Source organism: Arthrobacter sp. zg-Y20, from assembly GCF_030142075.1.
Lineage (GTDB): Bacteria > Actinomycetota > Actinomycetes > Actinomycetales > Micrococcaceae > Arthrobacter_B.
The window spans coordinates 1,469,044-1,488,130 of the sequence record NZ_CP126241.1 but is presented as its reverse complement, the minus strand read 5'-3'; the positions used below and the strand labels follow the sequence as shown (position 1 = coordinate 1,488,130).

16 protein-coding genes are annotated in these 19,087 nt (G+C 66.3%); all 16 read right to left on the bottom strand.

The genetic code is table 11. From position 1 onward, the window contains the following. Positions 1 to 7: 7 nt before the first annotated feature. The 16 genes from dnaE to QNO06_RS07060 all read right to left on the bottom strand — a co-directional run bounded on the left by dnaE (position 8) and on the right by QNO06_RS07060 (position 19,087). Positions 8 to 3,547, bottom strand: coding sequence for a DNA polymerase III subunit alpha (gene dnaE, locus QNO06_RS07135; protein ID WP_227910863.1), 3,540 nt, complete (start codon positions 3,545 to 3,547; stop codon positions 8 to 10). 87 nt (positions 3,548 to 3,634) lie between these two features. Continuing rightward, positions 3,635 to 4,570: an RluA family pseudouridine synthase gene (locus QNO06_RS07130; protein ID WP_227910862.1), complete on the bottom strand. Its 936-nt coding sequence runs from the start codon at positions 4,568 to 4,570 to the stop codon at positions 3,635 to 3,637. Next, positions 4,567 to 5,151 (bottom strand): signal peptidase II, encoded by a 585-nt coding sequence (gene lspA, locus QNO06_RS07125; protein ID WP_227910861.1) that lies wholly within the window; start codon positions 5,149 to 5,151, stop codon positions 4,567 to 4,569. The genes QNO06_RS07130 and lspA overlap by 4 nt, the downstream gene beginning before the upstream one ends. A 160-nt stretch (positions 5,152 to 5,311) precedes the next feature. Further along, a complete protein-coding gene (locus QNO06_RS07120) occupies positions 5,312 to 5,974 on the bottom strand; it encodes a DivIVA domain-containing protein (RefSeq protein WP_227910852.1) in 663 nt (220 codons plus the stop codon). A 154-nt stretch (positions 5,975 to 6,128) separates the two neighbouring features. Further along, positions 6,129 to 6,419, bottom strand: a complete 291-nt coding sequence (locus QNO06_RS07115) for a YggT family protein (RefSeq protein WP_227910851.1) — start codon at positions 6,417 to 6,419, stop codon at positions 6,129 to 6,131. A gap of 63 nt (positions 6,420 to 6,482) precedes the next feature. Next, on the bottom strand, positions 6,483 to 7,013 hold the full coding sequence (locus QNO06_RS07110) for a cell division protein SepF (RefSeq protein ID WP_227910850.1): 531 nt from the start codon (positions 7,011 to 7,013) through the stop codon (positions 6,483 to 6,485). Between the two features lie 100 nt (positions 7,014 to 7,113). After that, complete coding sequence (locus tag QNO06_RS07105; RefSeq protein WP_227910849.1) at positions 7,114 to 7,866, bottom strand: YggS family pyridoxal phosphate-dependent enzyme; 753 nt, start codon at positions 7,864 to 7,866, stop codon at positions 7,114 to 7,116. Positions 7,867 to 7,899: 33 nt separating this feature from the next. Further along, positions 7,900 to 8,640, bottom strand: coding sequence for a purine nucleoside phosphorylase YfiH/LACC1 family protein (locus tag QNO06_RS07100; RefSeq protein ID WP_227910848.1), 741 nt, complete (start codon positions 8,638 to 8,640; stop codon positions 7,900 to 7,902). A 21-nt stretch (positions 8,641 to 8,661) separates the two neighbouring features. Beyond that, entirely contained in the window at positions 8,662 to 9,858 is a 1,197-nt protein-coding gene (ftsZ, locus tag QNO06_RS07095) for a cell division protein FtsZ (protein WP_227910847.1), read from the bottom strand. Positions 9,859 to 10,113: 255 nt separating this feature from the next. Then, the gene (locus QNO06_RS07090; RefSeq protein WP_227910846.1) at positions 10,114 to 10,983 is read right to left on the bottom strand and encodes a cell division protein FtsQ/DivIB; all 870 of its coding nucleotides are present in this window, start codon (positions 10,981 to 10,983) and stop codon (positions 10,114 to 10,116) included. Beyond that, positions 10,973 to 12,379, bottom strand: a complete 1,407-nt coding sequence (gene murC / locus QNO06_RS07085; protein WP_227910845.1) for a UDP-N-acetylmuramate--L-alanine ligase — start codon at positions 12,377 to 12,379, stop codon at positions 10,973 to 10,975. The genes QNO06_RS07090 and murC overlap by 11 nt, the downstream gene beginning before the upstream one ends. Next, complete coding sequence (murG, locus tag QNO06_RS07080; protein ID WP_227910844.1) at positions 12,376 to 13,485, bottom strand: undecaprenyldiphospho-muramoylpentapeptide beta-N-acetylglucosaminyltransferase; 1,110 nt, start codon at positions 13,483 to 13,485, stop codon at positions 12,376 to 12,378. Before murG ends, murC begins: the two co-directional genes overlap by 4 nt. Continuing rightward, positions 13,482 to 14,930, bottom strand: coding sequence for an FtsW/RodA/SpoVE family cell cycle protein (locus QNO06_RS07075; RefSeq protein WP_227910843.1), 1,449 nt, complete (start codon positions 14,928 to 14,930; stop codon positions 13,482 to 13,484). The genes murG and QNO06_RS07075 overlap by 4 nt, the downstream gene beginning before the upstream one ends. 1 nt (position 14,931) lies before the next feature. Next, a complete protein-coding gene (gene murD / locus QNO06_RS07070) occupies positions 14,932 to 16,500 on the bottom strand; it encodes a UDP-N-acetylmuramoyl-L-alanine--D-glutamate ligase (RefSeq protein ID WP_227910842.1) in 1,569 nt (522 codons plus the stop codon). Further along, the gene (gene mraY / locus QNO06_RS07065; RefSeq protein ID WP_227910841.1) at positions 16,482 to 17,585 is read right to left on the bottom strand and encodes a phospho-N-acetylmuramoyl-pentapeptide-transferase; all 1,104 of its coding nucleotides are present in this window, start codon (positions 17,583 to 17,585) and stop codon (positions 16,482 to 16,484) included. The genes murD and mraY overlap by 19 nt, the downstream gene beginning before the upstream one ends. After that, complete coding sequence (locus QNO06_RS07060; RefSeq protein WP_227910840.1) at positions 17,582 to 19,087, bottom strand: UDP-N-acetylmuramoyl-tripeptide--D-alanyl-D-alanine ligase; 1,506 nt, start codon at positions 19,085 to 19,087, stop codon at positions 17,582 to 17,584. The genes mraY and QNO06_RS07060 overlap by 4 nt, the downstream gene beginning before the upstream one ends.

Genomic DNA, 19,087 nt, shown 5'->3' with positions numbered 1-19,087 from the left:
TAAACGCCTAGGCGTCCAGGCAGGCCGGACCCAGCAGCACCTTCAGGTCGCCGAACAACGACGGCGTGGGGTTCACCCGCATGTCCACGCCAAGCTTCATGACTTCCACGGTGCGGGACCCGTTCAGCCGGATCTGCACCTCGGACGTGCCCGGGTGGGTGCGCAGCACGTCACCCAGCTGGGAGACCACCGTTTCCGTGGCCTTGTAGGTGGCCATCGAAATGACCACCGGCCCGGAGTGGCCCTCGCTGAGGTCGGGAACGGTGAGCTCCTGCGCGTTTAGGGTCACCGCGCCGTCGTCGCGGCGCTGCAGCCGGCCCCGGACCACCACAATCAGGTCCTCGGCCAGCACGGCCGCGATGGGACCGTAGACCTGGCCGAAGAACATCACTTCCATGGACCCGGCGAGGTCCTCGATCTCACAGCGTGCATAGGCGTTGCCGCTGTTCTTGGCGATCCGTCGCTGCAGCGAGGTGATCATGCCCGCAATGGTGACAATGGCGCCGTCGGGCGGCCCCTCCTCCCCCACGATGTTCGTGATTGAGGAGTCGGCGTGCTGGCTGAGGATGCCCTCCAGGCCCTGCAGCGGATGGTCGGAGACGTAAAGCCCCAGCATGTCGCGTTCAAAGGACAGCTTGTCCTTCTTTTCCCACTCCGGCAGGTCCGGGATATCGATGCTGATCGAGTCTTCCGGTTCCTGGTCCGTAATGGCCGCGAACAGGTCGAACTGGCCCACGGCCTCGTTGCGCTTGAGCACCACCACAGAGTCAATGGCCTCTTCGTGGATCATGGCCAGCGGACGCCGGGCATGGCCCATCGAGTCGAACGCGCCGGCCTTGATCAGGGACTCGATGGTTCGCTTGTTGCACACCACCGCGGGGACCTTCATCAGGAAGTCCTTGAAGTTGGTGTACGCGCCCTTTTCCTCGCGGGCGGCCACCATGGCCTGGACAACGTTAGCGCCGACGTTGCGGATGGCGCCCATGCCGAAGCGGATGTCCGTGCCCACAGGGGTGAAGTTCACCGAGGATTCGTTCACGTCCGGCGGCAGCACCGTAATGCCCATCTTGCGGCACTCGTTCAGGTACAGGGCCAGCTTGTCCTTGTCATCTCCCACGGAGGTGAGCAGGGCGGCCATGTATTCGGACGGGTAGTGCGCCTTGAGGTACGCGGTCCAGTAGGACACCAAGCCGTAGGCGGCCGAGTGGGCTTTGTTGAAGGCGTAGTCGGAGAACGGGAGCAGGATGTCCCATAGCGCCTTGATGGCTGCCTCCGAGTAGCCCCGGTCCACCATGCCCTGGTGGAAGCCGGCGTACTGCTTGTCCAGCTCGGATTTCTTCTTCTTACCCATGGCGCGGCGGAGAATATCTGCCTGGCCGAGCGAGAAGCCGGCCACCTTCTGGGCAATGGACATCACCTGCTCCTGATACACGATCAGGCCGTAGGTGGTATCCAGGATTTCCCGCAGCGGCTCTTCCAGCTCCGGGTGGATGGGGGTGACTTCCTGCACGCCGGTTTTACGCAAGGCGTAGTTGGTGTGCGAGTTCGCGCCCATGGGACCGGGACGGTACAGGGCGATGACGGCGGAAATGTCTTCGAAGTTATCCGGACGCATCAGCTTGAGCAGGGACCGCATGGGCCCGCCGTCGAGCTGGAACACACCCAGGGTGTCGCCGCTGGCCAGCAGGTCGTAGGAACCCTTGTCGTCCAGCTCCAGCTTTTCCAGGTCCAGGTCCACGCCCTGGTTGTTCTTGATGTTCTCGATCGCGTCGGAAATGATCGTCAGGTTCCGCAGGCCGAGGAAATCCATCTTGATCAGGCCCAGGCCTTCGCAGGTCGGGTAGTCGAACTGCGTGATCACCTGCCCGTCCTGCTCGCGCTTCATGATCGGGATGATGTCGATCAGCGGGTCCGAGGACATGATGACGCCGGCGGCGTGCACGCCCCACTGGCGCTTCAGCCCTTCGAGGCCCAAAGCGGTGTCGAAGACGCGCTGCGAGTCCGGATCGGACTTGAGCAGTTCACGCAGTTCGTCGGCTTCGCCGTAGCGCTTGGCGTCTTTGTTATGCACGTCCTGCAGGGACAGGCCCTTGCCCATCACGTCCGGCGGCATGGCCTTGGTGAGCCGCTCGCCCACGGAGAACGGATATCCCATCACGCGGGAGGAGTCCTTCAGTGCCTGCTTGGCCTTGATGGTTCCGTAGGTGACGATCATGGACACGCGGTCCGCGCCGTACTTCTCGGTGACATAGTGGATCACCTCGGAGCGGCGCCGATCATCGAAGTCGACGTCGAAGTCAGGCATGGAGACGCGGTCCGGGTTCAGGAAGCGCTCGAAGATCAGCCCGTGGTTCAGCGGGTTCAGGTCGGTGATGCGCATGGCGTAGGCGACCATGGATCCGGCACCGGAACCGCGGCCCGGTCCCACCCGGATGCCGTTGTTCTTGGCCCAGTTGATGAAGTCGGCCACCACCAGGAAGTAGCCCGGGAAGCCCATCTGGGTGATGATGCCGATCTCGTACTCGGCCTGCTTGCGGACGTCGTCGGGAATGCCCTTCGGGAACCGGTAGTGCAGGCCGGTCTCCACTTCCTTGATGAACCAGGATTCCTCGTTTTCCCCGGGCGGGCAGGGGAAGCGGGGCATGTAGGACGCTTTGGTGTTGAATTCGACGTCGCACCGCTCGGCAATGAGCAGGGTGTTGTCGCACGCGTCGGGGTAGTCGCGGAAAATGGCCCGCATTTCCTCCGGGGACTTCAGGTAGAACTCGTCGGCGTCGAACTTGAACCGCTTGGGATCTGCCAGCGAGGACCCCGACTGCACGCACAGCAGGGCCGCGTGCGCGGACGCGTCTTCGGCGTGGGTGTAGTGCAAGTCATTAGTGGCTACCAGCGGCAGCTGCAGCTCGCGGGCCAGCTTGACCAGGTCCGCCTGGACGTTGCGCTCAATGTCCAGCCCGTGGTCCATCAGCTCGCAGAAGAAGTTCTCCTTGCCGAAGATGTCGCGGAAATCCGACGCCGCCTGCACGGCTTCCTTGTAGAGGCCCAGCCGCAGCTTGGTCTGTACTTCACCGGAGGGGCAGCCTGTGGTGGCAATCAGGCCCTTGCCGTAGGTCTGCAGCAGGTCCCGGTCCATGCGCGGCTTGTAGAGGTAACCCTCGAGGGAAGCCAGCGAAGACATCCGGAAGAGGTTGTGCATGCCCTCGGTGTTCTCGGCCCACATGGTCATGTGGGTGTAGGCACCGGCACCGGAGACGTCGTTGCGTCCGCCGTCGCCCCACTTCACACGGGTTTTGTCCGCACGGGCGGTGCCCGGTGTCAGGTAGGCTTCCACGCCCACGATCGGCTTGATGCCGGCGCTGCGGGCCTTGTTCCAGAAGTCGAAGGCGCCGAACACAAAGCCGTGGTCGGTGGTTGCCAGGGCATTCATGCCCAGTTCCTCGGCGTGGCTGAACAGGTCGGTCAGCCGTGCTGCGCCGTCCAGCATGGAATATTCAGTGTGGTTGTGAAGATGGGCAAACGATTTGGACGTACTAGTTGCTGAAGCCACCTGTACATTCTAGGCCCCGGCGCGGGAGCGCTTTGCCGCCGCCGCGCCGGGGCCTGCGTCACTGCCGGGCCGGGCCGGGGTGCGTGCCTAGACCTCGCCGCTGCGCAGGGCGTCGACGGCGTACTGAAGGTCCTGCGGGTACTCGCTGACGAACTCCACATGCTCACCGGTGCCGGGATGGGTGAAGCCCAGCTGTCGGGCATGCAGCCACTGGCGCGTAAGCCCCAGCTCGGCGGCAAGCTTGGCGTCAGCGCCGTAGGTGAGGTCACCGGCACAGGGATGCCGCAGGGCAGAAAAATGGACGCGGATCTGGTGCGTGCGCCCGGTTTCCAGGTGCACCTCCACCAGGGAGGCCTTCCCGAAGGCCTCCAGCACCTCATAGTGCGTCACCGACGGCCTGCCGCCCTCGACCACGGCGAAGCGCCAGTCATAGCCCGGGTGCCGCCCGATCGGGGCGTCAATGGTGCCCTTCAGCGGATCGGGCAGGCCCTGGACGACGGCGTGGTACATCTTGTCCACGGTCCGTTCCTTAAAAGCCTGCTTCAGCAGCGTGTAGGCGTGCTCCGTTTTAGCCACCACCATCACGCCGGAGGTGCCGACGTCGAGCCGGTGCACAATGCCCTGCCGTTCCGGAGCACCGGACGTGGAGATCCGGTAGCCGGCAGCGGCCAGGGCACCCACCACGGTGGGACCGACCCAGCCGGGAGAGGGATGCGCTGCCACACCCACGGGTTTGTCGATGACCACGAAGTGCTCGTCATCGCCCAGGATCTTGAGGTCCTCCACCGGCTCGACGACGACGGCCAGCGGGTCCCGCTGTTCGGGGACGTCGGCGGTGATCTCCTGGCCGGCGTGCAGTTTGTCTGACTTGCCCAGCACCTTGCCGGCGGAACTGAAGTACCCGTCGGTGCACCATGTTGCGGCAGTGGAGCGGGATACATCCAGCAGGCCGGCCAGGACGGCGTCCGCGCGTTTGCCGTCAGCTTCGGGCGGGACCGCGAACACGGCGTGCAACTCGTTCATCGCTGCTCCTCGCCGTCGTTGGCCGCAGCGGGTTCCTTGGCGGCGGGAAGCGTGCGTGTCCCGTCGAGGCTGATGCCGCGGAGGGTCAGCAGGCAGACCAGGATCACGCCGCACACCACGCAGGAATCGGCGATGTTGAAGATGGCGAAATTGGGGAAGGCGATAAAGTCCACCACGTGGCCCTGCCCGAAGGAGGGCGCACGGAAGAGCCGGTCCGTCAGGTTGCCAAGGGCACCGCCGAGCACCAGGCCAAGGGCCGTGGCCCAAGCAAGCGAACGGACCCGGATCATCAGGTACACGAGGAAACCTGAAACCAGCACCATGATGATGGTGAACACCCAGGTGAACTCGGTCCCGATCGAAAACGCAGCTCCGGGATTGCGGATGAAATGCCACCGCAGCAGCGGCGGCAGGACATCGGTGACCTGTCCCTCGGTCATGGTACGCACTACCCACAGTTTGGTGAGCTGGTCCGCAACGAGGGCGGCGGCCGCCAGGGCGAGCATGGCGAAGGCCGCTTTGGCCTTGGCAGGACGCCTGGCTCCGGTGTCCTGCGGGGTGTCCGGTGAAGAGTTGGTCATGGTGCTTTCTGTACTGCTGGGCGGAGCTGGGGGCGGGAAACGAGCGGCGCGCTCAGGCGCCGGGAACAAATGCAGCGGGCCGGCGGCCGGGATGACCCGGCCGCCGGCCCGCTGAAGTGATTCTTATCCGAACGCGGAACGCGGCCGGGACCTGACGCTGTTACGCGTCGGCGGTCTCCGAAGCAACCGAGCCGCGTGCATCCAGATCACGCAGCTGGCCTTCGATGTATGCCTTCAGGCGTGAACGGTAGTCACGCTCGAAGCCGCGGAGCTGTTCGACCTTGCGCTCCAGGACAGCCTTCTGCTGCTCCAGGGTGCTGAGGATCTTGCGGCTCTTCTCCTGGGCATCGGTGACGAGGCCGCTGGCTTCGATCTGTGCCTCGGCAATGATCTTGTCGCGCTGCTCGACGCCGGCGCTGACGTAGTCATCGTGCATCTTCTGGGCCATGGCCAGGATGCCGGCTGCGGTTTCGGTGGTGTTGCCTGCAGGTGCAGCCGGGGCCGCTTCCTGCTTGGGCTCGACCGGAGCGGGACGCTCCTCCACGCGGGGTGCTTCAACCTTAGGCTCAGGCTTGGGCTCTTCGCGGACCTGCTCGGTGGTGGAGGCGGCCGCGACGGGCGCGGGGACGGTCTTCTCCGATACGGAGCCACCGGCTGCCGCTTCTGCCAGCTGGCGGCGGAGATCTTCGTTTTCGGCGTTCAGCCGGCGCAGCTCCACCACGATCTCGTCGAGGAAGTCGTCGACTTCGTCCTGGTCATAGCCTTCCCGGAACTTGGTCGGCTGGAACCGCTTGTTGACAACATCTTCTGGCGTCAGAGCCATCTGGTCACCTCATACTGGATTATAAGATTCGCCTGCGTGTCAGGCAGGCGGTTCTACGTAGAGAATTTCGGACATACAAAAATCTGGGGTTGTATCAATTTTCACAGTATATCTTTTGGGGGCCGAAAACTAACCGGCCCCCAGCGGGCCGGACCTAGCGGGCCACGCCGGCGACGATCTGCGTCAGGATTGACACGATGATGAACAGGACCAGGAACGCGAGGTCCAGTGCCACCCCGCCAAGGCGCAGCGGCGGAATAATGCGGCGAAAAAGCCGTACCGGCGGATCGGTGACACCGTAGATGGCCGTAGCCAGCACGAGTGCCGGGCCCTTCGGGCGCCACTGGCGGGCGAACATCTGCACCGCGTCGTAAACGATCCTCAGGATCAGGGCGAGCTGGAAGAGCACCAGCACCAGATACACCAGGGGAAGAATGATATTCACGCGAAGGGTTTCATTTCGGGAAGTCGGTTGGCAGCCCCCGCGTCCCGTTGGTACGGGAGCACGTTAGCTCTGGTTGAAGAAGGTGGACTGCGACTCGCTGATCTTCTTGTCGTCCCCAAGGACCTCCACGTGTGAAGGCGACAGGAGGAAGACCTTGTTGGTCACGCGCTCAATGCTGCCGCGCAGTCCAAAGACCAGGCCGGCGGAGAAGTCCACCAGGCGCTTGGCATCTGCTTCGCCCATGTCGGTGACGTTCATGATGACCGGGATGCCGTCCCGGAAGCTCTCACCGATGATTTTGGCATCGTTGTAGGAGCGCGGGTGGACAGTGGTGATCTGCCGAAGGCCGGATACATCCTCGCGGGATGACGGGGCACGCTTGATGGGTGTCACGGGTGCGCGGTACTCCTCGACTGCATTGCGGACAACGGGTGCGGGAGCGGGTTCGGGGTCCAGCTCCTCTGGTTCGTGAATGGGAGCATAGTCTTCGTCCCGGACCGGGGCTTCCCGCAGGTTCCGCTGCTCGGACTCGTAGTGCTCGTCACCGTCGGCGAGCCCAAGGTAGATCATTGTCCTGCGCATTGCGCCAGCCATGGTTGCTCCTCTAATCCTTCAACGCCGCAGCTGCCCGTGGTTCCGGTGCTTCCCCGGGCTACATGCCGGGCGGCGGCTTTGTGATGTTCTTACTTCGACGCTACCGCACGGGCGGGCGCGGGCCCAGAACATCGGAACCTATTCGCAGGTGTGTCGCCCCGTTGGCCAGTGCGGCTTCCAGGTCCGAACTCATACCGGCGGAGATGCCCCGCGCCCCGGGGTGGTCCTTTTGCAGCCGCTCCGAGAGCCCGCGCAGCCGGGCAAACGCCTCGGCGGGGTCCCCGTCCAGCGGAGCCACGGCCATCAGCCCGGACAGTTCCAGTCCCGGGGTGCCGGCCACCGCGTCCGCCAGCTGCGCCAGTTCCTCCGGTGCCGCTCCCCCGCGGCCGGGATCTGCCGCCCGGGCATGCTCCGTGCGCAGGTCCACCTGCAGGAAGCAGCGCAGGTCCTGCCTGACCGGCAGCGACTCCCCCGCCCGGCGTTGCTGCTCTGCCGCCATGGCCTTGCCGAGCGCAGTCACGAGCGACAGGCGGTCCACGGAATGGACTGAGGAGGCATACCGCACCACTGACTTGGCCTTATTGGACTGCAGCTGGCCGATGAAGTGCCAGTGAAGACCCAGCCCGTGCAGCTGTGCGGCTTTGGCCGCCGCCTCTTGGTCCTTGTTCTCACCCACCTCGCGCACGCCGAGTCCGGCGAGGATTTCGACGTCGGAGGCCGGGAAGTATTTGGTGACCACAATCAGGCGGGGCTCACCGGAGCGTGCCGGGCGGTCGGCGGCGGCAATCCGGGCGCGGACCCGGCCCAGCCGGTCCGCGAGTTCGACGGCCCGGGATGAATGCATAGATGTCATGGTTCTTTCATTGTCTCAGCCCGCTGCCGGCAGTTAGGCGCGGCGCCAGATGATCCCGGCGAGGCGTCCGGTGGCCGGATTGCGGCGGTGCGAGAACAGGTCCTCGTTCTCCAGGGTGCAGCCGGGGATCCGTTCACTGCGGACGCCCAGCGCAGCCAGCTGCGCTTCGGCGCCTGCCGGAAGGTCCAGGGCTGGTGTACCGCTGCGGGTGCGTGACACTGCTGCCGGATGCAGGGCCGCGGCTTCGGCCTGCATGTCTGCCGGGACTTCGTAGCAGGTCCCGCAGACGCAGGGCCCAATCCAGGCTTGGATGTCCGTACCGCCGGCCGAGCGCATTTGTTCCACTGCGGCCGGCAGGATGCCGTCCAGCAGGCCTTTGCGGCCGGCGTGGACGGCGGCGGTGACGGGGTTCCCGGCCGGGCCTGCGCCCGCGAACAGGACGGGCATGCAGTCTGCCACCAGGACCGCCAGCGGAACGCTGCCCCCGATGCTGATGAGTCCGTCCGCGGTGGGTGCGGAAGTATCCGCTCCCCCGGCATCACCCGGGGCCGAGGCATCCACTACCCGGGCCGAGTGGACCTGGTTCATGAACCGCAGCGAGCCGGGCGCTACGCCCAGCTGGGATTCAAGCGCGGCCCTGCGCTGCAGGACGGCGGCAGGGCTGTCCCCCACATGCAAAGCGAGGTTGCCCGCGGAGGTGTTGGTGAAGCCCGCCCACAGGTTGTCGCCAACCTGCCGGTGCCACCAAAACATCCGGGACAACCCCGCTGCCATGCTCAGCTGTTCCTGCGGTTCCTACTTGAGGAAATCGGGGACGTCGAGGTCATCCGGACGGCCGGTGGACAGATCGGACTCCACGACGGCCGGAAGGTCGATGTCGAACCCGGCGTCTGCCGGGACGTCGCTGTGCTGGTGGGACCGCTGCGACCAGGCCGAAAGTCCTGCCGACGCCGGTGCTGCAGCAGCGTAGCCGCCTGCGGCCGGAGCCGAAGCCGGCGGGGTGGCCGGCTCAGCGGGCTTGTGCGAAGCCGGCTGGGAAGTGACGTCCACCTGGTCGAAACCGGCGGCAATAACCGTAACGCGTGCTTCGTCACCCAGGGCATCGTCAATGACGGCACCGAAGATGATGTTGGCTTCGGGGTGCGCCACTTCCTGGACCAGGCGGGCTGCCTCGTTGATTTCGAAGAGGCCGAGGTCGGAGCCGCCCTGGATGGACAGGAGTACGCCGTGGGCACCGTCGATGGAGGCCTCAAGCAACGGAGAAGCTATTGCCAGCTCGGCTGCCTTGACGGCCCGGTCCTCACCGCGGGCCGAACCGATGCCCATAAGGGCCGAGCCGGCGCCCTGCATGACGGACTTCACGTCGGCGAAGTCGAGGTTGATCAGACCCGGGGTGGTGATCAGGTCGGTGATGCCCTGCACGCCGGAGAGCAGCACCTGGTCGGCGGAACGGAAGGCATCCAGCATGGACACGTTGCGGTCGCTGATCGAGAGCAGGCGGTCGTTGGGGATCACGATCAGCGTGTCCACTTCGTCCCGCAGGGTATCGATGCCCGATTCCGCCTGGTTGGAGCGGCGGCGGCCTTCGAAGGTGAACGGGCGGGTGACGACACCGATGGTCAGCGCACCCAGGGAGCGGGCGATGCGGGCAACGACGGGAGCGCCGCCAGTGCCGGTTCCGCCGCCTTCGCCGGCGGTAACGAAGACCATGTCGGCTCCGCGCAGGACTTCCTCAATCTCTTCGGCGTGGTCCTCAGCTGCCTTGCGGCCGACCTCGGGATCCGCGCCGGCGCCCAGGCCGCGGGTGAGTTCGCGTCCAACGTCAAGCTTGACGTCGGCGTCGCTCATCAGCAGAGCCTGCGCATCGGTGTTGATGGCGATGAACTCCACGCCGCGGAGGCCAACATCAATCATCCGGTTTACGGCGTTCACGCCACCGCCGCCGATGCCGACGACCTTGATGACGGCCAAGTAATTCTGCGGTGCTGCCACGTCCTGTGTCCCTTGTTCGAATCTCTGCAACTTTTTAGTGTTCTGCAACTGCCGGCCCGGGTAAACCGCCGGGACCTCCCCTTGGAGTCCCTGCGGCTGCCCGGCCGAAAACCTTGAACCTGACCAACCCTAACCCTCAGCTTGAGAGTTATAGTTATGTCAAGTAATCCTCTACCTGAGACGCTATGGGGCCAGCGCTGCTTCTGCAATTACCGGCCCCGCGTGTCGGCGGATTCTTTCTGCGCCTCTTGCGGATCAGCGGGTAACCGGCCGGTCCGGAGTGCTCACGTCGTAGACCTGCACGGGCGGATCCGTCGGTGCCATCCGCATCAGCGCTTCGAGGACACGCGCTTTGGCCGCATTGTCGTCGGCGCTCCCCCAGAATACCGTCTGCCCGCTCGCCAGCTTCAGTTCCACGGAGTCCACGGTCTGGGCCGAAGCACTTTCCAGCAGGGCCAGGACATTGGTCGGCAACGCGGCAAGCACCGAGGTGATGCTGGGGAAAACCTGCGCATTCACAGCCTCGGCACCGCCGTCGATCAGCGGCAGCGGCACCGCCGCCCGGTCAGCAGCGGCTGCAAGGCGCCTGCCCTGCTCATCGATCAGCGCCAACTGCGGACCGTCCTGCAGGACGGCCACCGGAACGCGCTCGGTGACGGTGACCACCAGTGTGGACGGCGGCTGGGCCGCGACGTCGATCTTCTCGATTTCCGGGCGGTCCCGCAGCAGCGCTTCTACGTCCCCGTCGGAAATGGTGGGCAGCGTCTGCCCTTTCAGGGGCTCGAGCGCGGCTTCGGCCTGCTCGCGCGGCAGCAGTACCGTGCCCTCCACCACCACGGTCTTCAGCGCCAGGACAGGCGAATAGACCAGGAAAACGAAGAACAGGGCCACGGCTGCCAGCGCGGACACAGCAGTGATCCATACGATCCGGCGACGGCGCTTGCGCGGAGGCTCGGGAAAGGCCAGGACGGTGCCTGCCGGGCGGGGGGCACCCTTGGCCCCGCCGGTCCTGCCGGCTCCCCTTGCCCCGTTGCCCGGGGCGTGCGTAATTTCGTCCCGAGGGTCCAGCGCCCGGGTGGCGGTAATGATCTCGGCGTCGCCTCCGGGGCGCTTCCTACCGGCCATGGACGGCTTTCCCGGCGGCCAGCCGGCGGACCAGTTCGCTGCCCAGGGCCGTGACATCGCCGGCGCCCACGGTGAGGATGATGTCCCCCTCGCCGGCGTTGTCCGCCACCTGCGCCACGGCTTCGTCCGCAGAGCCGGCGTAGCCGCCGGGCACGTGCAGCCGCGAGGTGATTAGTTCGCTGGTGACCCCGTCAATGGGATCTTCGCGTGCGGGGTAGATATCCAGCACCGTGGCGGTGTCCGCCAGGTCCAGGGCAGCCGCGAACTCGGCCGCGAAGTTGCGTGTGCGGCTGAACAGGTGCGGCTGGAACAATACATGCACCCGGTGAGAGCCGGCTACGGTCCGGGCGGCCTTCAGGGCCGCGTTCACCTCGGTTGGGTGGTGCGCATAGTCGTCGAAGACCTGCACGCCCCGGGCACTGCCGCGTGGTTCGAAGCGCCGTGCCGCACCGGAGAAGGTGCCCAGTCCCGCCGCGGCGGCCTGCGGGTCGACGCCCAGTTCCAGGGCGACGGCGAAGGCCGCCGCCGCGTTGAGGATGTTGTGGGCGCCCGGAACCTGCAGCGCCAGCTCCACCTGGGATTCGGTGCCGTCCACCGTGAAGTGCAGCGTGCTGACCGACCCTGCGCCCGCGGCGCGGGTATCCGAGACCCGGACTCCGGCCGTTGCCGCGTAGCCGTAGGTCAGGACCCGCGGGGCACCGCTGCGCTCGGCCAGCGCGCTGGCGCCGGCGTCGTCGGCGCAGGCAATCAGCAGTCCGCCGGCGGGCAGCAGGGCCGCAAACGCGTCAAAGGAGGCGAACACCGCTTCTTCGGTGCCGTAATGGTCCAGGTGGTCCGCTTCGACGTTGGTCACCACAGAGACCCGCGGGCTGTAGTTCAGGAACGACGCGTCGGATTCATCGGCCTCCGCGACGAAGACCGGGCCGGTACCGTGCATGGCGTTGACGCCGAGCGCGGCAACGTCGCCGCCGATGGCGAACGAAGGGTCCAGCCCCGCTTCGCGCAGCATGACCGTCACCATGGCGGAAGTGGTCGTTTTGCCGTGGGTTCCGGCCACGGCCACCAGGTCCTGCGTCCCCATGGCCGCGGAGAGCGCCACCGACCGGTGGATGATCCGCAGCCCGCGGGCACGGGCCTCGGCCAGTTCGGGGTTCTGCTCGCGGATGGCCGTGGAGACCACAACGGTGTCTGCGTCCGCCACGTGTGCGGCGTCGTGCCCGACGTAGACCGTGGCACCCAGCGCCTCGAGCGCGCGCAGCCCCGGGGAATCCTTCGCATCTGAACCGGAAACAGGCACCCCCTGGGCTACGAGCACCCGCGCCACGGCGGACATTCCCGCGCCGCCCAGGCCGATGAAGTGTACCTGTCCCAAGTCACTGGGGTTGAGCCGGTTCATGCCTTTGACCTATCGCTTGCTTCGAGAATAAATGCCGCCATCCGCTGGTCCGCGTCACGGATTCCCAGGCTGGACGACGCCCGGGACATGGCGTCCAGTGCTGCCGGATCGGCCAGCAAAGGTATCAGCCTGCCCGATATCCATTCGGCTGTGAAGAGTGGGTCGGCCACGGTGAGCGCACCGCCGGCAGAGACCAGGGCTTCGGCGTTCAGTGCCTGTTCACCGTTGCCGTGCGGCAGCGGCACCAGCACGGCGGGCAGGCCCACGGCACTGATCTCGCAGACCGTGCCTGCGCCGGAGCGCGCCAGCAGCAGGTCCGCTGCCGCGTAGGCGGTCTCCATCCCGTCCACGTACTCCACCTGGGTGTAGCCGGGGGCGGCCAGCGGCCGGCCGGCCGCATCCAGCAGGGACTTTCCGCGGCCGGTGATGTGCAAGGTTTGGATCCCGGCGGCTGCCAGTGCCGGCAGGGCCTGTTCCACGGCACGGTTGATGCTGGCGGCTCCTGAGGACCCGCCTGTGACCACCAGTGTGGGCATGTCCGGTTTCAGTCCCAGCGCGGCACGGGCACCGGCCCGGGCAGCGTTCCGGTCCAACGAGGAGATTTCCCGTCGCATCGGCATGCCCACCCACGTGGCCTTCGGCAGGCTGGTGGCTTCGAAGGCGACCCCGGTGACGGCGGCAAAGCGGGCGCCCACGCGGTTGGCCAGGCCAGGACGGGCGTTGGCTTCATGGACAATCACGGGCAGTGAGCGGCGGCGGGCCGCCAGGTACACCGGTGTGGAAACATATCCGCCCACGCCCACGACGACGTCGGCCTGTGCAGCGTCCAGGATCGCACCGGCCTGCTTCACGGCACGCACCAGACGGGCCGGGAGCTTCACCAGGTCCGCCGAGGGACGGCGGGGCATGGGCACCCGGTCAATGGTGGCCAACTCGTAGCCGGCAGCCGGGACCAGGCGCGTTTCCATGCCTGACGCCGTTCCCACCACGGTGATGCGGGAGTCGGGGCGCTGCGCGGTCACGGCGTCTGCAATGGCCAGCAGCGGGCTGATGTGCCCGGCGGTGCCGCCTCCGGCCAGGACTACGGACAAGGGGTGCTGCGTCATGGAGCTGTTGGTTCACTTTCAGGAATTTTGCGGGCAAAGGAAAGCAGGACGCCGATGGCGGCGAGGGTGAAGGTCAGGGACGATCCGCCGTAGGAAATGAAGGGCAGCGGAACACCGATGACAGGCAGCAGGCCGGTGACCATGGCGATGTTCACTGCCGCCTGGCCGATGATCCAGACCAGGACGGCACCGCATGCGATCCGGATGAAGGGGTCCGTGTGGCGCATGGTTACCCGGACGGTGGCGATCGCCAGCACGGCAAACAGGCTGACCACCACGAGGGTGCCCAGCAGGCCGAACTCCTCGCCGATGATGGCGAAGATGAAGTCGTTGTGTGCTTCGGGAATCCAGTTCCACTTCTGCCGGCTCTGTCCGATGCCCACGCCCAGCCAGCCGCCGGATGCCAGGGCGTACATGCCCGCGTTGGCCTGGTCACACAGTCCGGTGCCGCAGTCCAGCTTCAGCCAGGCGCTGATTCGGCCGGACCGGTTGCCGCTGAGCGCAGACATCAGCAGGGCTCCGAAGGCTGCGGCAGCGGCGAGGGCAGCCAGGAACCGCCCCGGGGCGCCGGCGAAGAACAGTGCGGCCACCATGATCAGGCCCATGATGATCACGGTGCCGAGGTCGCTGCCGGCCATGACCAGCACAATCAGGATGCCGCCGCCGGGCACCACCGGGATCAGCGCATGCTTCCACTCAGTGAGCAGCCGCCCCTTGCGGGAGAGCACGGCCGCAAACCAGATGGCCATGGCCAGCTTCGCGGCTTCCGACGGCTGTCCGGTAATGGGGCCAATCTCGATCCAGTTCTTGTTGCCGTTGACTTCCTTGCCGATCGCCAGCACCAGGATGAGCAGGAAAATCGCGAGGAAGTACAGCGGCCAGGCCAAGACCCGGTAGTGGCGGGTGGTCAGCCGTGAGAGCACCAGCATCGCGATGACGCCGGCTGCTGCGAACATCGACTGCTTCAGGAACAGGTCGAACGTGGTGGCCGCTCCGGCGTCGCTTCCGGCGGCTGCAGCGATGGATTCAACCGAGGAGGCCGAGAGGACCATCATCAGGCCAATGGCCGTCAGCGCCAGCGTGGCGCCGAGGATGGTGTAGTAGCTGGAACCGGTGGCAAGGCGGCCGCTGCCTTCCAGGAAAACCATAAAGCGTTCCCGGCGGGAGACCGGCTTGGCGGCGGCGGCTGTCGTCTCCGCGGCCCTGCTGGCCGTGGCGGTCCTGTCCGCTTTGCCTGCGGAGGACGTGCCTGCGGAGGACCTGTCCGCGGAGGGCCCGCCCGCTGAGGCCCGGCCGGAAGACGGCCGGGGTGCGGAGGAGGCCCGGCCGGCGCCGGACGATGCCCCGCCAGTCCCTGATACCGCGCCCGTTCCGTTACTGGATCCCGCGCCCGGATTCCGGCGCAGGACCGGTTTGCGCTTGCTGCCGGTGGGCGTGGTGGCCAATCTAGGGCTCCTTCGGGGTTTGGACCTGTCCCGGCGTGGTGTTTTCCTGCTGCTCGCCCACATACCCGGCAACCGCTTCGATAAAAGCCTCGCCGCGGTGGGCGTATGACGTGAACTGGTCCATGGACGCAGCTGCCGGAGCCATCAGGACGGTGTCACCGGCCTCCGCGACGGCGGCCGCTGCAGCAACGGCACGGACCATGATTTCCTCGGCGCTGGTGACCGGGGTCTGCTCTTCACCAGTTTGCTCTCCGAGTGCACGGATCACCGGTACATCGGGTGCGTGTCTTGCCAGGGAATCCTGCAGGTCGCGGGTCTCTGCGCCTATCAGGACCACGGCCCTGAGCCGGTCCCGGTGCGCCGCGATCAGGTCGTCGTAGCCCACGCCCTTGGACAGGCCGCCGGCAATCCAGACCACGCTGCTGAAGGCGGCCAGCGAGGCCGAAGCCGCGTGCGGGTTGGTGGCTTTGGAGTCATTGACCCAGAGGATGTCTCCGAGCCGGGCAACCGCCTGGATCCGGTGGTCTCCGGGCGAGTAGGCGCGCAGTCCCTCACGGACGGCAGCCGGTTCGACGCCGTAGGCCCGCACCAGTGCCGCGGCGGCCAGTGCGTTGGCCACCATGTGCCGCGGGGCGTACTCCCCCAGGTCCGCCATGGCGGCGAGCTCGGCGGCCGAGTCCTTCCGCTGTTCGATGAACGCGCGGTCCACCAGCAGGCCTTCGACAACGCCCACCATGCTGACGGCGGGAACACCGGTGGTGAAGCCGATGGCACGGCAGCCTTCCACCACGTCCGCTTCCTCGACCATGTGTTCGGTCTCGTATTGTTCGGCGTTGTAGATGCAGGCAACCTGCGTGTTTTCGTAGATCTTGGCCTTATCGGCCATGTAGGCCTCATAGGAGCCGTGCCAGTCCACGTGGTCTTCGGCAATGTTCAGGCACACACTGGCCAGCGGCGAAATGGAGTGCGTCCAGTGCAGCTGGAAGCTGGACAGCTCCACGGCAATGGCGTCGTAGCCTTCCGGGTCCCGGATGGCGTCCAGGATCGGCGTGCCGACGTTGCCGGCCGCGATGGCTCGCAGTCCGGCTGCGCGGAGCATGCTCTCCGTCATCGAAACGGTGGTGGTCTTGCCGTTGGTTCCGGTGATGGCAAGCCACTGCGCTGTCTTGCGGCCTTCGCGGATGCGCACCCGCCAGGCCAGCTCGACGTCGCCCCACACCGGGATACCTACCTCGGCGGCTGCTGCCAGCACCGGATGGGTGGGCCGGAACCCCGGGGAGGTCACCACCAGGTCGGGCGCCTGCCCGTCAACCGGCGGCAGGGACGCAACGGCATCCGCACCCAGCAGGATGTCCGTTGCACCCACAATCCGCAGGGTGTCCGCCTTGGCACGGTTTTCCTCCGTGTCGCGCGCGTCAACGACAACCACCCGGGCACCGAGTTCCACGAGGGTGTCCGCGGCGGAGAAGCCGGAGAGGCCGATGCCGGTCACCACCACGCGCAGTCCGCTCCAGTCAGCGTCCCAGGTTGTCAGTTCCTCCAGAGGAGCACTCACAGTCCCACCACCCATTCGGCGTAGAAGATTCCCAGTGCCACGGCTACGCATAGTCCGGCGATGATCCAGAACCGGACCACCACCGTCACTTCTGCCCAGCCCTTGAGTTCAAAGTGGTGCTGCAGCGGGGCCATCTTGAACACACGCTTGCCGCCGCTGATCTTGAAGTACCCCACCTGGATGATGACCGACAGCGTGATGATCACGAACAGTCCGGCCAGGATCACGAGAAGCAGTTCGGTGCGGGAAAGGATGGCGAAAGCGGCAATGGCACCGCCGATGGCCAGCGAACCGGTGTCGCCCATGAAGATCTTGGCGGGCGCCGTGTTCCACCAGAGGAAACCGACCAGCGCGCCGGCCATGGCTCCGGCCAGCAGTGCCAGGTCCATCGGGTCGCGGACCTCGTAGCAAACGGAGCCTGCATCCTCGGCACCGCAGCTCTGGTTGTACTGCCAGATGCCGATCAGGAAATAGGCCCCGAAGACCAGGATCGAGGCGCCGGCGGCGAGGCCGTCCAGGCCGTCGGCCAGGTTCACGCCGTTGGTGGTTCCGGTGGTAATCAGCAGGGACCAGATCACGAACAGGACCGCGCCGATGATGGTTCCGGCAAACGCCAGGTCCACGCCGGTGTCACGGACGAATGAGATGGCGGTGGAGGCCGGTGTGCGCCCCTGGTCGTTCGGGAACTGCAGGGCCAGGACGGCGAAGGTTATGCCCACCGCGGCCTGCAGGATGATTTTGGCCTTGGCGTTCAGGCCGAGGCTGCGCTGTTTGGAGATCTTGGTGTAGTCGTCAATGAAACCGACCATGCCCATGCCCACTGTGAGGAGCAGCACCAGCAGGCCCGACGCCGTCGGGCTGAACGATCCCGATCCGAGCATGCCGCTGATGAGGTGGGTGATGAAGTACGCAGCCACCACGGATGCCACAATGACGGCGCCGCCCATGGTGGGGGTGCCGCGCTTGGTGTGGTGCGAGGTGGGGCCGTCGTCGCGGACAAACTGGCCGTAGCCTTTGTGCACCAGGAAACGGATGAACAGGGGTGTTCCGGCAAAGGCAAAAACCATGGCCAGCGAAGACCCTACGAGCAGGGAGATCACAGGTTCTCGCCTCCGGTCCCTTCGGCGCGGGCCGGCTGGGCGGCTGAGTCTGTGACTGCGGACGGTGGTACAGGGGTCAAGGCTATCCGATCGCCGAGGTAGCGCAGGGCTGCTCCGTTGGAGGATTTGAACAGGACAAGATCACCGGGCGCCAGGGATTCGGCGAGGATACGTTCGGCGTCCTCGGCGGTCTCCACGAAGGTGGATTCATCCCCCCATGAACCCTCCATAACGGCCCCGGTGTGCATGGCGCGGGCGCCGGTGCCCACGACAATCAGTTTGGAGATGTTCAGCCGGACAACGTACCGGCCGATCGCGTCGTGTTCGGTGACGGAGTCTTCACCGAGTTCGAGCATTTCGCCCAGCACCGCCCAGGTGCGGCGTTCGGCGCCGAGTTCGGCCAGGGTCCGCAGCGCTGCCCGCATGGATTCGGGATTGGCGTTGTAGGCGTCGTTGATGACGGTGACGCCGTCGGCCCGGTCGGTGCGTTCCATCCGCCAGCGGCTGGCCGCGGTGCGTCCGGACAGTCCCGCGGCGATCTGCTCGCCGCTGATGCCGGCGGCATACGCAGCCGCAGCGGCTGCCAGCAGGTTCGCGGTGTGGTGCGCGCCAATGAGCCCGGAGCGGATCTCGTGCTTGCTGCCGTCGGGCAGCAGCAGCGTAAAGACCGGGCGGCCCTCGGCGTCGGTACGCGCGTCCAGGGCGCGCACGGCGTTCTTGGCCCCGTGGGCTTCCTCCGGCGAGGAGGTGAAGTACAGCACCGGGGCCTGGGTGCGGGAGGCCATCGCGGACACGCGGACGTCGTCTGCGTTCAGGATGGCGGTACCGCCTTCGGGCAGCGCCTCCACCAGTTCACCCTTGGCCACGGCAATGTTTTCCACGCCGCCGAATTCGCCGGCGTGGGCGGACCCTACGAACAGGACCACTCCGATGTCCGGCTTCACCATGTCCGCCAGGTAGCGGATGTTACCGATGCGCGTGGCACCCATTTCCATCACGAGGTAGCGGGTCCCGTAGCCGGCGTTGAACACAGTCAGCGGCAGGCCTACTTCACCGTTGTAGGACCCGACGGGCGACACGGTGGGGCCCGCCTGCGACAGCACCCCTGCCAGCAGGTCCTTGGTGGTGGTCTTTCCGGCGGATCCGGTAATGCCGATGACGGTCAGCTCGCCGTGGGCCCGGAGCCTGCGGACTATTTCCGCGGCGATGGCGCCCATGGCGAGGACGGCGTCGGGAACCATAACGGCGGGGTACAGCGCGCCGGCGTCGTCGGTCACGGGACGCTCCACCAGCGCCAGCACGGCGCCGCGTTCAAAGGCCGTCCCCACGTACAGGTGGCCGTCGGAGTTCTCCCCCGGCTTGGCTATGAAGAGCGAACCCCCGGTTACTTCACGGGAATCCGTAGTGGCGGAAGTCACTGCCGGAACCGGTGCCTGCGCGGCCGGACCGATCAGTTCGCCGCCCGTGATTGCCGCTATTTCGGCTGCATTAAGTTCAATCAT

Bases quoted from the DNA above. Each gene is read 5' to 3' on its own strand.
- QNO06_RS07110 (WP_227910850.1), bottom strand. From the start codon at position 7,013: ATGGCTGGCGCAATGCGCAGGACAATGATCTACCTTGGGCTCGCCGAC.
- QNO06_RS07130 (WP_227910862.1), bottom strand. From the start codon at position 4,570: ATGAACGAGTTGCACGCCGTGTTCGCGGTCCCGCCCGAAGCTGACGGC.
- QNO06_RS07120 (WP_227910852.1), bottom strand. From the start codon at position 5,974: ATGGCTCTGACGCCAGAAGATGTTGTCAACAAGCGGTTCCAGCCGACC.
- QNO06_RS07100 (WP_227910848.1), bottom strand. From the start codon at position 8,640: ATGGCAGCGGGGTTGTCCCGGATGTTTTGGTGGCACCGGCAGGTTGGC.
- QNO06_RS07060 (WP_227910840.1), bottom strand. From the start codon at position 19,087: ATGATTGAACTTAATGCAGCCGAAATAGCGGCAATCACGGGCGGCGAA.
- QNO06_RS07105 (WP_227910849.1), bottom strand. From the start codon at position 7,866: ATGACATCTATGCATTCATCCCGGGCCGTCGAACTCGCGGACCGGCTG.
- lspA (WP_227910861.1), bottom strand. From the start codon at position 5,151: ATGACCAACTCTTCACCGGACACCCCGCAGGACACCGGAGCCAGGCGT.
- murG (WP_227910844.1), bottom strand. From the start codon at position 13,485: ATGACGCAGCACCCCTTGTCCGTAGTCCTGGCCGGAGGCGGCACCGCC.
- murD (WP_227910842.1), bottom strand. From the start codon at position 16,500: ATGGGTGGTGGGACTGTGAGTGCTCCTCTGGAGGAACTGACAACCTGG.
- QNO06_RS07090 (WP_227910846.1), bottom strand. From the start codon at position 10,983: ATGGCCGGTAGGAAGCGCCCCGGAGGCGACGCCGAGATCATTACCGCC.
- murC (WP_227910845.1), bottom strand. From the start codon at position 12,379: ATGAACCGGCTCAACCCCAGTGACTTGGGACAGGTACACTTCATCGGC.